This window comes from Gammaproteobacteria bacterium (assembly GCA_028817225.1).
Lineage (GTDB): Bacteria > Pseudomonadota > Gammaproteobacteria > Poriferisulfidales > Oxydemutatoraceae > Oxydemutator.
In genome coordinates this window covers 1-15570 of the sequence record JAPPQC010000021.1, presented here as the reverse complement: position 1 = coordinate 15570, position 15570 = coordinate 1, and the positions used below count along the sequence as shown (strand labels likewise).

Genomic DNA, 15570 nt, shown 5'->3' with positions numbered 1-15570 from the left:
TCGGAGTGGCTGTGCTCCTGGTTGGTAGCATCCAAATATCCGGAGGTAATGCACAATGAGCACCCCTACACTGGTCATCTTGATGGTCTCGACCATACTCATCGTTGTGATGGTCGCCGGTCTGATTGCCGAGCACCGCCGCAACAAACGCAATGACAAATGAGCGCCCCTACACTGGTAGCCTTGGTGGTCGCGGTCATGTTCATCGTTGTGATTGTCGCTACTCTGATTGCCCAGCGCGACAAGCACAGTGATGACAAATGAGCGCCCCTACATTGGTAGTCGTGACACTCTCGACCATACTCATCGTTATCATCGTCGCTACTCTGATTGCCCAGCGTGACAAGCGCAGTGATGACAAATGAGCACCCCAACATTGTTAATCATGATGGTCTCGACCATACTCATCGCCGTCATCGCCGCCTGTCTGATTGACGAACGCCGCCGCAACAAGCGCCGCCAGGCCGCCTTTGGCGAGGCCGGCGGCCTTCTCCTTCGTTTGTCCGCGCAGTGCAATGCCCGCATGAAGGCGTGAAGCGGGTCGTCCGGCCTGTCGGGGGGTGGAGCGGGGGGCGGCCTTATCCCGCCTGCCTGGGGTGGCGTCCGCCGGAAGCCTCAAAAATGCATTTTTTCAATGAGTTACCGCCGTGCGGCGCGGCCTGTGCGGGGCGCCTGCCGTCCGGTGCTTGCAAAGGCTTGCAGGGGGGGTTGTCAAACGCCGGGGCGTTTGTATAATGTGCCCTTCCGAAAGTCGGGAACAAACCTGCTGATGTCAGACAAGCCACCGCATCCCATGTACGCCAACCGCGCGCGCCGCAAGCGTTGCGCCGTTGCGCCCGCGTTTCTGCGCGTCGCCGCCGCGCCCTCGTTTCTGCGCGCCGCCATCGCGCCCGCGTTTCTGCGCGTCGCCGCTGTCGCGGCGTTTTTGTTGGCGCCGGTTTTTCATGGCGTGTCGCAGGCGGCTTATATCACGCAAGCGGAGGCTCTCTTCAATCATATTCAATTGATTGGCTCGTCGAGAGACGGACAGCCGCCGCAGTTGGTGCCCGCTTCGAATCGCACGAACCCGAGTGATACACAACTGTCGCAAAGATTGACTGCGCTTCTGCGCTCGTCCGGTGATTTTCTTTCAGGGTCGGTCGGCAGGGGCGCGGTTGAAATCGCTCTGGCGGGCATCCAGGCCGGGCGGGTTGTTCTCCTCGGCAGTGGCGACAATGCACAAATCCGGTGTACAGGTTGCGACCCTGCGTACAGCAGCCCAGGCCTTAACGCCTTTTTTTCCGTTGTCCCCGACCGGCTTGATGCAACGCAGACGTTTGTGAGCACAAACGACCGCCGGGTGACCTTCACCATCGTCAGCATTGACACCGGAACCGGGAATTTGGCGGCTGTCCCCGTTTACGCCAACAACTTCAGCGCCGCCTCCTTTACGGTTTATGTGGACGGGGCGTCGGTTACGCCCACCAACTTTGGCATGGAGCAGCAGTCGGGAGTAACAGACCTCGTGTCGGGCCTGAATGCGGACATCATATCGGCGTCCGTCACCATCGCAGCCTCCGCCGACCAGCCCACCTCTGTCTCATTTTCATCCTCGGTCAGGCACATGGGCACCGCTTCGGGCAGAATGCAGACAAACAACAACGGCCACGGCAGCCAGCGCACCGTAACCTTCGCCGCCCGGCAAGCGCCGCCCATGCCGCCGCCCGAGCCGGTGGCGATGCTGACTGCGGTCGGCGCCGGCGCCGACCAGAGCAATGTGCTTGAAGACACCACGGTAACCCTGATGGGCAGAATCACCGGCAGCGGCTCGCTGAGTTACACCTGGGCGCAGGTGAACGGCGGCGGCGCCGACGCCACGCCTGTCAGTCCGGGCATCACCATCACCGGCGCCAGCGGCACGCTGACAGGGTCGGGCGACGCCGTCGCCACCTTCACCGCGCCGGAGCAGGCCAGCCACCTGCAGCACGGGCCGCAGTTGGCCGCCACCGACTACTACTTCCGCCTGACCGGCACCGGCGGCTCCATGTCAATCAGCGACACGGTCGTCATCCGGGTCATAGACGCCGCACCGCCGTCGGTGACAGTGACCCCGGCCAATCAGAGAGTGGCGGATGGAGAGACGGCCGCATTGGCCGGCGTTGGCACTCTTGCAGGCATCGGCATCACGGGCCGATGGACGCATATTGACGGCTCCAACCTCGCCACCGCCCAGCCCGTTGCCGGGCCCGGCGCTATTGCAACCAGCCCCGCCAATAGCGGTGTGGGGACGGTCAACAGTCTGGACACGCCCGCCTTGCCGGAGGTCGCCGCCGGGACGGAGCAAAACTTCTACTTCCGCTTTGACGCCACCAGAAGTGACAACTCATCGGCAACCAGCGCGCTCGCGACGGTCACCGCCTTTGACAACGAAGGCACGCCGACAGCCTCCGCCGGCGCCGACCAGGTGGTGAGCACCGACGCCACCGTTACGCTGAACGCGACCGGCAGCGCCGACGCCACCGGCGCCACGGGCGTCGGCGCCAACCTGACTTATGCATGGACCCAGATCACCTCTCTCAGCGACGATACCGAGGTGTCGGGCGCCGGCGCGGTTACATTGAGCGATGCCGCCGCCGCCGAGCCGACCTTCACCGCGCCGTCATCGGCGGCGACCCTGTATTTCAGGCTGGTTGCCAGCGACACCATCACAGGCAACACGGATGACGCGAGAACGACGGTAACGGTGCAGGCGGCCACCACGCCGCCGCCGCCGTTTGTGGCCGGCGCGCCGACGCTTGTGGTCGGGGCGTATGCGCCCAATTTGTCGAATGACGAGCAGGCCAGGGTGCAGGTTGTCGCCAACGATAATGTGATAACCCGCATCCATAATCGCGATTTCCTGGAGACCACCATACCCTGTCCGGCGGACAGTTGTTATACGGTGACTTTCCCGGCGGTGACAGGAACGGTCGCAACGAACGAATTCGAATTTCCGAGGGATTTTGTGTACCTCACGCTTGCCGACAGCACCAACGCGGGCGGCAACACCACTGGCCTGCGTTACTCCCTGAGGGGCGTCATGTCTCCCACCGATCGCCGGGACCAGGCACACGAAGGAGTTGCTCGTCCGACGACTTCGGTTCATAGTCCCGGCAATCTTCGTTCTTCGAATAACTACCACTACTGGAACGTGCTGACTCAGACAGTCAGCGACGCGACGGGCCTCCCCGCCAATGTCAATCAGCCGGGAGTAACGGTGGAATTCTTCAGAAGGCCAGAGACGGAAACCGCCAATAGTATCCGGTATTGGGATTTCCCCGGCACCCGCAGGCATTTTGAACTGCAAGTCGTCGCTGGAGAGGAGGCACAGGCAAGCACGCAGACGGCCATTGTAACTGTCGAGTTCGTCAACCCCCCTCTTCGCACTTTTGGCATCTCCGGGCCGGCTGCCGTGAACGAGGGCGAGGACATGGTGATAACCATCACTGTCACACATGCCGAGGGTGTGGTGCCTCAGGATGTCACGGCGCTATGGCAGATAAGGACCAGGGGCGCCAACCCGGTGTCCAGGCAAGACTTTGTGGGCCTTACCGGGTCCCTCTCAGGCACCCTGAGCATTCCCGCGGCTGCAACGAGCGCCAGCGCCACAGTGCCGGTGGTGTCCGGTGACGCGGATAATGTCGCCGAGACCTACGCCATCGTCCTGAGGAATCCGAGCATCAGGGTAGGGAGCGCGCTGGACCCGATAAGAGTCGAAGGCCAGATTAACGCCGGTGCCGCCGTGTCCGCGCCGACGGTCAGCGCCGGCACCGACCAGGAGAATGTGCTTGAGGGCGGCACCGTCACCCTCGCCGGCACAGTGAACGGCGCCGGCACACTGAGTTACACCTGGGAGCAGGTGGCCTCGGCCGCCAACGACGCCGCCGTGGTCAGTTCAGGCCCCGATTATGTCGGCGCGCTCACCGGCGCCACCGGCACGCCGGGGGCGGCCGGCGTTTCCACCGCGACCTTCACCGCGCCGATGCTGGCGCCCGCCGACAATCACGGGACCGAGTTGGCCGACAACGAATATTACTTCCGCCTGAGCGGCGCCGCCGAGGCCGGCGGCATGAGCTCCACGGCCACCGACATCGTAACCATTGAAGTCATAGACGGTTCGCCGCCGGTGGTGTATGCAATCACCACCGACCAGAGCGTGGTGGAAGGCGCATCGGTCGATCTGCAAGGCAGAATCCTTCTCAACGGTCCCGGCATCACCCTCAGGGGGCGATGGGTGCAGGTTGACGGCCCCGGCACAGATGCCGCCGTGACCAGCCCCGCCAGATTCACCTTCCTCGGCGAGCGGGATTTGGGCGCCGGCAGGTCCGCGCCGTACACCCTTGACTCGATGATTACCGCGCCGAACCAGGGCAACGGGCTGCGAACAACCTATTACCTGCGCCTGGACGGCGTACGAGCCGACAACTCCACGCGGACCAGCATTGTCGCGACCGTCACCGTCAGCGACGACGACGGCTCGCCGACGGCCAATGCCGGCGCCGACCAGACGGTGAACACCGGCGCCGGCGTCAGGCTGGACGCGACCGGCAGCCGCGACGCCGCCGGCAACACGGTCAACCTGGCCTACGCCTGGTCGCAGGTTAGCGCCGACGACGGCAACAACAACCCTCTCCCCCCCGGCGACCCCGGCCTCGTCACCCTGAGCAACCCGGCCACCGCCATCACGACCTTCACCGCGCCGTCTGCGGCGAGTGTCCTGTTCTTCAGGGTGGTCGTAACCGACACCATCACGGGCAACACGAATGACGCGGTTGTTACGATAGCGGTGGAAGAGGCCGCCGTGCAGCCCGCCGTCGCGCCGACGGTGAGCGTCGGCGCCGACATGCGGGTGAACGAAGAAGCGACGGGCCTGGTTCTGACCGGCAGCGTTCAGCGCGACGCCGCCGACAATCCGGCCAGCACGCTGAGTTTTGAGTGGGTGCAGGTGGATTCAGCCGCCGCCGACGCCGCAGAGATTGCCACCGGCGCCGCGCGCCGCGTTACGGCCACCGCCATCGCCACCGCGCCGGACGCGGCCGGCGTCGCCAGCGCCACCTTCACCGCGCCGAGGGCCATGGACAGGCGAGGCAACGGAGTCAGGGTCGTCGCGACGGATGAGTACTTCTTCCGCCTGATTGGCCGCTCCACGGTGCCCGGCCAGCCGGCCGAGGCCAGCAGCGCCACGCTGAAGGTTACCGTGTTCCCGCCGCGCGGCGTTTATGTGTCGGGCAGCGGTTTTCCGGGTGAGGTCATCGTCGGCTCTCCCAACCCGGGTGTTCGCATTATCGAGCAGAACAGGGAGTTCACTGTTACCATCTACCGCAGGGACGGCGTGGATCCCGTCACCGGCCAAATCACGATAGGCGCCGGTATCGGCGGCAGCACGGTGGAGAACACGGGCGTCGCCCCCACCGCGGGCACGGTGCCCGCCCATCCGCGTCCTGATTTCCGCTTCAAGGATATAAGCACTCAACCGGGGCAAACAAAAGCCATAACGGGTGGCGGCAATACCGTAGATTTCGCATACCGGCTTTTGGAAGACTCCATCCCTGAAGACGAGGAGGGCGTCGGTTTCGGCTATAGCATTAACGCCGGCTGCAATGAATGCGTGATAGAGTATCAAGAAGGCTTCATCCAGAACGCGGCCATACAGGACGACGACACCATCACGGTCGGCTGGCAGCAGACGGCGGTGACGGCCAACGAGGCCGACGGCGTGGTTACGCTGACCGCCGTCATCACATCCCCGGCGGCCGGCCAGCCGATTGAGCGCAGCGACTTCAACCTGAGCTACGCCACCGCCGACGGCACCGCGTCCAGCGCCGCCAACGCCGACTTCACGGCGATTTCGGCCACCGAGTTCACGCTCGGCGCCGGCACGCGCAGCGTGCAAATCCCCGTTACCCTGACCAACGACGAGAACATTGAACTCGGCGCGGGCGAGACTTTCACGGTTCGCATCAGCACGATGACCGACACGCCGGCGCTGACGGCCATCGGCGCCGACACGGTAACGGTAACGATACAAGACGACGACTTCCCGGCGCCGGAGGTCAGCATTGCGCCCAACCGCGCCAGTTTCAACGAAGGCGACACCGACGCCCAATTCACGGTAACGCTGACGGGCGGCCCGTTCGCCACCGCCGTGCCGGTGAATTTCGCGGTGACCGGCACCGGCATCACCACCGGCGACTACGACATCACGGCGCCGACCGGCATCGGCGCGGCGGACTCGCAGGGCACATTGATGCTGATGACCCACGCCACCGACACCGCAGGCAACCCGGTCAACGGCACGGTCACGCTGACCATCACCGACGACGACCTGTTTGAAGCCGCCGAAACGCTGGTGCTTGAGGCGCGGACGGCGGACAGCGCGGTCAGCAGCACTTCGGTAACCATCGCCGCCAGCGACCGCGACATCACGCTGCAACTGGTGGACGCCCTCGCGGGCGGCAACCCGTTCCCGCAAACCGCCACCGATGTGGCGGAGGGCGCCACAGTGGATGTCTGCGTCGCCATTGTTGATCCGGCGCCGGGCTTTCCGATTGGCGCCGCGCAGGCGCGGGTGACACTGGCGACCGGAACCGGCAGCCCGACCAACGCGGCGGTTGCGGCGGACTTCATGATTCCGTCCGCCACACTGACGCTTGACAACGCCAACCGCGTGCGCTGCCACAGCATCCAGGCCGTGCAGGACGCAATTCCCGAGCCGGACCAGCAGTTTTTCGTGGCGCTGAACGCGCCGCAGGCCGCCGACTTGACGAACATTGACAGCGCGACCACCTCCGGCAGCGACACCGTCGCCCTCAACATCCGCGACGACGACGGCATCACCGTCGCCTGGAGCGCGTCGGCTGTCACAGTGGGCGAGGGCGCCGCTTCGGCGATGCTGACCGCCGAGATCACATCCCCGGCGGCCGGCACCGCGATTGAGCGCGGCGACTTCAACCTGGCCTACGCCACCGTGGACGGCACGGCGACCGGCGGCGACGACTACACGACAATCAGCGCCGGCGCCATCACGCTCGGGCACAGCGCGCGCAGCGCGAACGCAAGCATCCAGGTTACGCAAGACACCCTGAACGAGGCGAATGAAACCTTCACCGTCAACCTCACCGAAGCGGTGGACGGCGTCAGCCTGGGCACCACCAACATGGCCACGGTAACCATCACCGACGACGACCCGCGCACGGTCAGCATCGGCGTCAACCCGACCTCGGCTGCGGAAAACAGCACGGCGACCTTCACAGTAACGATGGACGGCATGTCGGCAGGCCCCGTTACCGTGCCGCTGACGATTGGCGGCAGTGCCATGGGCGCCGACTACACCCTGCCCGCGGGCAACCGCGAGGTGGTCATTGCGGCCGGCGCAACCGAGCAGACATACAGCGTCGGCATTGTGAACGACACCCTGAACGAGGCGGCGCAGACGGTTGTGGCCACACTCGGCACAATCACCGCGGGCACGGGCGCGGGCACGGTGAATGCCGGAAGCCCCAATTCCGCAACCGTGCAAATCATGGAAAATGATCCGGTCACGCTGTCCATCGCCCGAGTCGGCGACGAGATGGTGCAAGAGGGCTCGAACGCCCGCTTCAGGGTAACGATGAACGGCGCGGCAGCGGGCGCGGAAGGGGTTATCGAGGCGGGCTACACGGTCTTGGGCGGGAGCGCCACCGACTACACCGACAACGGCGGCGGCACGGTCTCCCTGGCCGCCGGCATGACCCAAGCCGTCATTGAATTGGCGATTCGCTCGGACGGAGAAGCGGAAGCCGCCGAAACCCTGACCGTCAGGCTTGACAGCATCACACAGCGCGGCGCCGGCGCCGGCGCGGCAACGATTGGCAGCCCCAACAGCGCCGACATCACGATTCCCCAAAACTCGGCATCGGCCTACTCCTTTGCCTACAGCCCCGCGGCGGCAACGGAGATAGCCGAAGGTGCGTCTGCGACTTACACGCTTGCCGTTTCCGGCCCCGATCTCGGCGCCAACAGCGTGGTGATGGCCTGGGCCGTAACCGCCACCGCCGCCACCGGCGATGTGGACATCACCGCCGACGACTTCCCGGGCGGCATGTTGCCGGGCGGCACACTGACTTTCACGGCCTCGGAGACGAGCCAAACCTTTGTCGTCACCCTCGCCGACGACACCGTGAGCGAGCCGCAGGAGGCCTTCTCGATTGCCTATTCCATCACCACCGATGCGCCGGGCACTTCGGCGACGCCCGACCCGCAGACGGTGACCATCCCCGCCAACGACACCGCCCGCGTGCAGGCGATGGTCTCGGGAACGGCGACAGTCATGGAAGACGGAGATCCGGTCATCATTGTCGTTGACATCGCGGACGGCATCAGGCCGACAGCGCCGATTGAAGTGTCGTGGACCGCCAGGGACAACGAAACCGGCTCAGGCAACAACAACGCGCGTTTCAGAAGGTGGCTGGCCGACCCCGAAGATTACATCGTAACCGGAACCGGTGTGACGAGCATGCTTCACGCCATCAATGCCGGCGGCCCCCGCGAGCTGAGCAGCTTCGGCATAGGCCCCTCAAACGCGCCGGACGGAAAAAGGGGCACGATTGCACTGAACGAGGCGAACAACTACAGGGCCGAGGTGCTTTTTGACCCCGTTGACGACAACATCCTGGAAAGGCGCAGCAACAACAGCCAGAACGAGCAGATATTCAGGTTCCATCTGGCAAGCGCCAGAAATACCGCCGGCGGTGGCGGCGCAAGCGGGGTAAGCGACGCCAGCAGCGCTGTTACCGTCACAATTCAGGACAATGACCGAATCACGGTCAGCATGGAGCGCATCCGCGATGCGGTCGAAGGCGCGGGCTCGACGGCAGTGGCCAGAATCGTCTTTAACGGCGGTGTGTTTCAGCCGCACTATAGACTCCAAATTCGCTACACCATTGGCGGCTGCCAGGCTTTGACTCGCTGCACGGTTGACAGCGGAACCCAGAGTTCAATACTGGGGGGGGCCGGCTTGAACCAGCGGTTCGTACGCACGCTCGATTTAATCCCGCGCGGAAACTACAGTCTCAGGCCCAACGGCGTGATTGTGACCTCGGTCGAGGTGTTTCTCACCGCCGATTCCAACGAATTGAACGAAGCCGAGCGCGACATAAGAATTGAGTGGACAGCAGCGGCCAGCGATTTCGCCGGCAGTGTCGTAGGCGCCAGCCCCATCACGCTGAAACGCGTTGATGACGACGACATCACGATCGCAATCAGCGCGGACCCGCCCCTGGTCAGGGAAGGCGAATCCGTCACTTTCACCGCCGAACTGGCGGGCGCGGCGTCGGGTTCGGTCGCCGATATCGGCGTGCCGTTCACCATCGGCGGCAACGCGGTTGCGGCTGACTACAACCAGAACCCGGCTGTCAGCAGCCCCATCACTATTCCGGCGGGCAGCACCAGCGCCGAAATCCGGTTTGACATCCTCAACGACATGAATGCCGGCGAGACCAGCGAAACCCTGACTGTGACCCTCGGCACGCTGACGACCGACGCTGCCGGCGGCAGAGTCGAGGTCAGCGCCGACCGGGGCAGCGCGACGGCCGTCATCGCCGCCGCCGCGCACATACTCACCCTTGAGTTGGTCAGCGCCGCCACCGTCGCCGAAGGAAACGGCGGCGGAACAACAAATGTCAACTTCCGCGTCCGGCACGAAGGCGACGCCTACACGAGCAACACCCCGGTTAACTGGCAGGTGACCCACGGCGCCACCACCGCCGCCGACATCATGACGACCAACGGCACGGTAACCTTCGGCACGGGTGACGGCGACGGCTCCATGAAGACATTCAGCGTCCCCGTCAGCGCCGACGACCTGAACGAACCTGACGAGACCTTCAGCGTGGCGATCAGCATCGCCAGTGTCACCGCCGACGGCGGCACCCGCATCGGCGGCAGCCCGCAGACCGTCACCATCAACGACGATGACGACGCCCTGGTTAGCCTCGGAAGCGGCGCCGCCGTCCCGGAGGCTGCCGGCACCACCGTCTTTACCGTGAACATGGACCACGAATCGCAGGGCCAGGTTGTCGTGGCCCTGAATGTGTCGGGCAGCGCCGCAATTCCGGCTGACATCACGGTGCCGGCGCAGCGCCAGGTGGTGTTTGCCCCCGGTGATCGCACCGCCAACTTCTCGATTGGCGTGGTGGATGACACCCTGAACGAGGCGCAAGAGAACATCATTGTCACGCTTGGCGCCATCACACCGGAGTCCGGCGTGGCGGGCATGGTGAGCGCCGGCACGCCCAATTCCGAGACAAGGAATATCAACGACAACGACGCGGTTACCGTCAACATCGCCGCCGTCCGGGAGGATGTGAACGAGGGCAGCGACGCCGAATTCACCATCAGCCTGAGCGGGCAGTCGGCGGACGCCATCACCGTGATGTACGGCATCAGCGGCGATGATATAACGGCGTCTGACTACACCGACGCGGGCATGGGCCGCATCACCGTTCCCGCCAATACGGCGATGGAAACCCTGCGGATAGCGATTCTGTCCGACGCGACGCCGGAAGCCACGGAAACCATGATCGTAACGCTGAACACCGCGGACGGCGGGGCGAACGCCGGCTCGGTCAGCATCGGCTCGGCTGCGCGCAGCCGCACCGGCGGCGGTGACCAAGGCGGCTCGCAAGGCGGCACAGGCGGAGGCAACCGGGCCGCCGCCGGCCAGAATGACAGGGCGCGCGTCATCATCGCGCAAAGTTCGTCGGCAACGCGCACGCTGAGCCTCAGCGGCCCGGCCAGCCTCAACGAGGGTGACATGGGCACCTACACCATCACGCTGAACGGCAGCGCTTTCACGGCCAACACCGATGTAACCTGGGTGGTGGAGAGCGCCGGCGAGTCGGGCGCCGACACCGCCGACTTTGCCGGCAACACCACGCCCACCGCCACGATACAGTTCTCAAGCACCGAGGGCGATGGCACCGCAAAACAGTTCATGGTGGGGACGGCTGACGACAACCTGAACGAGAGCACGCAAACCTTCACGGTGCGTCTCAGCGTCGCCGATCCCCGCACCGACGGCGGCACCGGCTTCTCCGGCCCGCAGCAGACGGCCATCACCGACAATGACCCCCTCACGGTGGCCGTCGCCGATGCCGGCACCGTCAACGAGGGTGAAACGGCTTCGTTTGCGGTTACGCTGACCGGCGGCGTGCCGTCGGAGCGGGTGCGGCTGCGGTACACACTCGCCGCCACCGGCGTCGGCGGCTTTGACGACTGGGATCCCGTCAGCCTGTTGCTGGATATTGCCGCCGACACGACGCAGGGCGCGATTGCAGTGCCAATCCGGAACGAGAACATCAACGAAAGCACCGAGACGCTGACGCTGACGCTCGGCACGCCGCAAACGGCGGGCGCAATCAGCGGCGCCGGCGACACGGCCACCGCGACCATCCCGCAAAACGACGATATTCGCCTGGGCCTCAGCTGCATTGGCGCAGCGATATCGGTAATGGAAGGCCAGCAGACTGCCGGGTGCAATTTACTGGAAGGAAGCGGCAACTCCCGCCAGGGCCCGATTACGATTGAGTGGATGGCCGCAGTGGTTACCCAGACCAATCTGGACACCCGCGCGGGCAGCACCACCCGTGCAAACGCCAACAGCGACGGCGAACGCGATTTGAATGCCCGGGATTTGACTTCCCAGGAGAACTCAGGCAACGGCGCCATTGCAATCAGTGCGAGAGCGGCCGGCATCATAACCGGCACTTTGACGACCCCGCCCACTGACGCTGTTAGCGGCAATTTCGGGTCCTTCAGTGTGTCCGCCGTGCAGGACGGGCGCGAGGAGAGCACGGAAACCTTCATCGTCTCCCTCACGCGCATCACCGACCAGTATCAAGGCTCGGGCAGCATCATCGTAGAGAGCGGTCGCGACAGCGCCACATACGAGATTCCGGCCAACCTCGCCGCGCAGCGTTTCGTGGCGTTCGGCGCCGCGACAGCGAACGGCGAGGAAGGCAATGTCATTGACATCCCCGTTGAACTGACCGGCATCGCGCTGGAGTCGAATGTGACGGTGCCCGTTACCGTCGCCGCCGGTTCCGGCGCCAACCCTGCGGAAGCCGGCGATTACACGCTGATGACTACGCAGCTGACCTTCACCGGCACCGGCACGCAAAATGTCCGCCTGCGGATTGAAGACGACAACCTGAATGAAAGCGCCGAAACCGTCGCCGTTATGCTGGGCACGGCAGAAGGCGGCGGCGGCACCGGCGCGCTGGTGCAGGCGCCGAGTTCGGTTGAGGTGACCATCGCGCAGAGCGACCCGATTACCTATTCCATCACCGGGCCGGCCACGGCGGACGAGGGCGCGGAGGCGGCGTTCACTCTCAGCCTGAGCGCCGCGGCGGAAGGCACGGTGAGCGTGGCGCTGGATACAGTCAGCGGGGCCTTGTCCGGCGGCCTGCGCGCTTTGGATTCGGCGGAGCACGGCGGCGTTCCCGCCAGTGTGACGGTGGCTGCCGGCGCTTCCAGCACCGAGTTCAGGGTTAACCTGGTTGACGACAGCCTGGTTGAGGTGGCGGAAGGTTTTCAGATTGCCCCCGGCAACATCACCGGGTCGGCGCAGACCGGCATGGTGAGCGCGGCGGCGGGCGGCGCGCCTGTTGTTCGCATCACCGACAACGACGACGCCTACTACACCATCACGGCGCCTGAAAGCACGGTGGCCGAGGGCGGCGACGCGCGGTTCAACATCAACCTGGTGCGGCAGTCGGACGATGGCAGGGTAACGGCGCCGGGCGATATCGTCGTGCCGTGGTCGGCGCAGGTGGGCGCGCAGGGCAACACCGGCGACGCCAACACGCCTGCCGTGCCGGACATCACCGGCGGCACGGGCGCGGCGGCGGCGGCGAGCGCCTCCGGCGAGGCCACCATCATGGCGGGCCAGAGCACGGCGACGATTACGCTGTCCATCAACAGCGACCAACTGGCGGAAGACGAAGAGACGCTGACGGTGACGCTCGGCGCCTCTGCGACGCTGACGCCGGAAACCGGCGTGGTTGCCAGAAGCCCCGCCAGCGGCGACGCGCAGGTAACGATACCGGAGAACACGGCGGCATCGCAGATATTGTCGGTTGCCCGCATATCCGGCAGCGGCCCGCTGCAGGAAAGCGGCGCCGGCGCCGATTTGTACCGGATGACGCTGGACATCCCGTCCGGCGGCACGGCGACCGATGCCATCACGGTGAACTGGCGGTTCAGCACCGCGACCGTGGGCGCGAACGCCAATCCGGCGGAAACGGCCGACTTCACGGCCTCCAGCGGCTCGGTAACCTTTGACGCCGGCGCCGCCGCCGGCACCTCGGCGACCGTCTCGCTGCAAGTGGTGAACGACAGGCTGAACGAGGGCGACGAGGCATTCTCGCTGCTGTGGGAACTGGCGCAGGCCAACACGGATGTGGCGCTGCCGCCGCGCCTGGACGGAACCATTGCGATAGACACGGCTGACACTATCATCCTGTCTCGCACACTGACGACCCTGCAATGTCATGAAGGCACCAGTTGCGCTCCGTTCACTTATCGCGATTACACGGGGACAGAGGCCACCGAAGATGTCAGCCTTGTATTCACGCTTGACGCAACCGGATCAGTTGACGGCGCCAATGCGTGGCAAGCCGGGGAAGGGGGAATAACGGTGACAGTGGAGCAGACGGCCAATGTGGCAACCCTTACAATGTCCGCTTTCAACTATAACATTAACGTGCAGAGATTTGCAGCGCGGTTTGACCCTCGGCAAGACTCGTTCAACGAGGACACGCAGACGGTTGTCATCCGGGTCACCGGGGGCGAAAGCGCGGGCGCTGTCAGCGTGGCCAACATTGCGACTGCAAGCATCATCGTCCGTGACGACGACCCGACCACGGTGTCGGTCGGCGACGCGCCGGCGGCCAACGAGGGCGATTCCGCGAGGTTCCCGGTGGAGTTCATCGGCGGCATTCCGACGCGCGATGTTGAGATTGACTGGGAAGTGGTGCACGGCACCACGGTGGATGCCGACTTTGTGTCGCTGACGGGCACCGAGAGAATCAGAATCGCCTTTCCGACCGGTCTGGCGGACGCGGTGACAACCGGCATTGTCCGCGTCGCGATTGCGAGGGATGACGATGACGAGGAAGACACCTTCACGCTGCGGCTGACCGGTGCGCGCGGCGCCGGCGGCAGCATCAGCGTGGCCGCCGCCACATCGGGGACGGCGGTGATCAACCGCCTTGATCTGGCGGCGCCGCGCTTCGCCGACCCGGATGAACAGCCCGGCTGGACCGGCGGCCAGCAGGTGCTGTGGGTGAAGATGAACGAGAACATCAAGGTGCTGGCGTCGCCGTCGGGGGCGACGGCTTCGACCGACGCGGCCAGCCTGACGACGCTGAACGCCGGCGACTTCACGGTAACCGAAAACTGCTGCGCGCCGGCGATGTCGGCGGCGGCGGGCATTGCGGTGAGCGCGGTTGCGGCGTTCCCGGACGAGACCAACCCGGCGCTGAGGCTGACGCTTGCGCGCGCGATCACGGGCGGCGCGGCCAATGTGATGGTTGACTACGCGCACTCGGGCGGCAACGCGATTTACGACACGGCGCTGGAGCGCGGCCTTGCGGGGCCGGGCGGGCGCAACATGACCACGGGCACCAGCGTGCTGCTGCCGGTTCTCGCCGCCAACCTGACGGCCGACGCCGACGGCGACGGCATACCGGATGCGGTGGAGGCGAGAATCAGCGGCGACGCCGGCAACCCGTTTGTGGCGGTTACCGATGCGCAGCAGCCGGTGCTGGACATCAGGCGCACGGCTTCGCGCAACCCGGTGGCGTATTCGGGCATCCGCGAACACGGCGTGCGCGCGCACCTGGGCGTGTTGAGCATACCCGCCCTGTCAACGCAGACGGCGGCGCAGACGATTACCGCGTATTACCGCAGCGACACCTTCGGCTACGACGGCACCTACCAGTGCGCCGGCAGCAGCCCGTTCCCGTCGAACTACGACGCGCCGCTGTCGGAAGGCGGCTGTGCGGCGGTGGATTGGGGCGACATCGCGCCGAGCACAAACCACACGATTGCATGGCTTGCGCGTTCGGCGGACGGCGTGTGGGCGGTGAGGACGAACACCGACAGCAACCTGCCGGAGCAGGTCATCTGGCGGATACCGGAACTGAACATGGACGCGCAGAGCCGCTTCACGACGGGCATGCTCGTCATCAGGGCGTCGCTTGACAGCGAACCCTCCGAGGCGCTGCTGCTGCTGCTGTCGAGAACGCCGGTTGGCAGCACCGCGTCGGAGGCGGTGATGGCAAGCGGCGGTCGGATGTTTGCGACGGCGACGCGCACATCGGCTGAGTCGGCGGTGTGGGAGATTACCGGGCTGGTGGCGGATTCCGGCGCCCTGACACCGCACCTCTACCGGCCGGCTGCGCGTCCGACGACGGCGACCGCCAGTTTCATCGGCAATGTCCCGCTGGCCGACGAATACTCGCTGGGCCTGGTGCCGCGGACGCAGGTAACGCGCATCAACGCGCCGGTGCC

General features: G+C 65.3%; 3 protein-coding genes. 2 read left to right on the top strand and 1 reads right to left on the bottom strand.

What is annotated here, in order from left to right:
* Window positions 1–361 precede the first annotated feature (361 nt).
* A complete protein-coding gene (locus tag OXU50_02700; GenBank protein ID MDD9868793.1) occupies window positions 362–535 on the top strand; it encodes a hypothetical protein in 174 nt (57 codons plus the stop codon).
* A gap of 237 nt (window positions 536–772) precedes the next feature.
* On the opposite strand, the gene OXU50_02695 is transcribed toward OXU50_02700, so the two are convergent.
* Window positions 773–946, bottom strand: coding sequence for a hypothetical protein (locus OXU50_02695; protein ID MDD9868792.1), 174 nt, complete (start codon window positions 944–946; stop codon window positions 773–775).
* A 372-nt stretch (window positions 947–1318) separates the two neighbouring features.
* Between OXU50_02695 and OXU50_02690 the strand changes: the two genes are divergently transcribed.
* On the top strand, window positions 1319–15570 hold a 14252-nt coding region (locus OXU50_02690), incomplete at its 3' end, for a hypothetical protein (GenBank protein ID MDD9868791.1).

Bases quoted from the DNA above. Each gene is read 5' to 3' on its own strand.
- OXU50_02695 (MDD9868792.1), bottom strand. From the start codon at position 946: ATGAAAAACCGGCGCCAACAAAAACGCCGCGACAGCGGCGACGCGCAG.
- OXU50_02700 (MDD9868793.1), top strand. From the start codon at position 362: ATGAGCACCCCAACATTGTTAATCATGATGGTCTCGACCATACTCATC.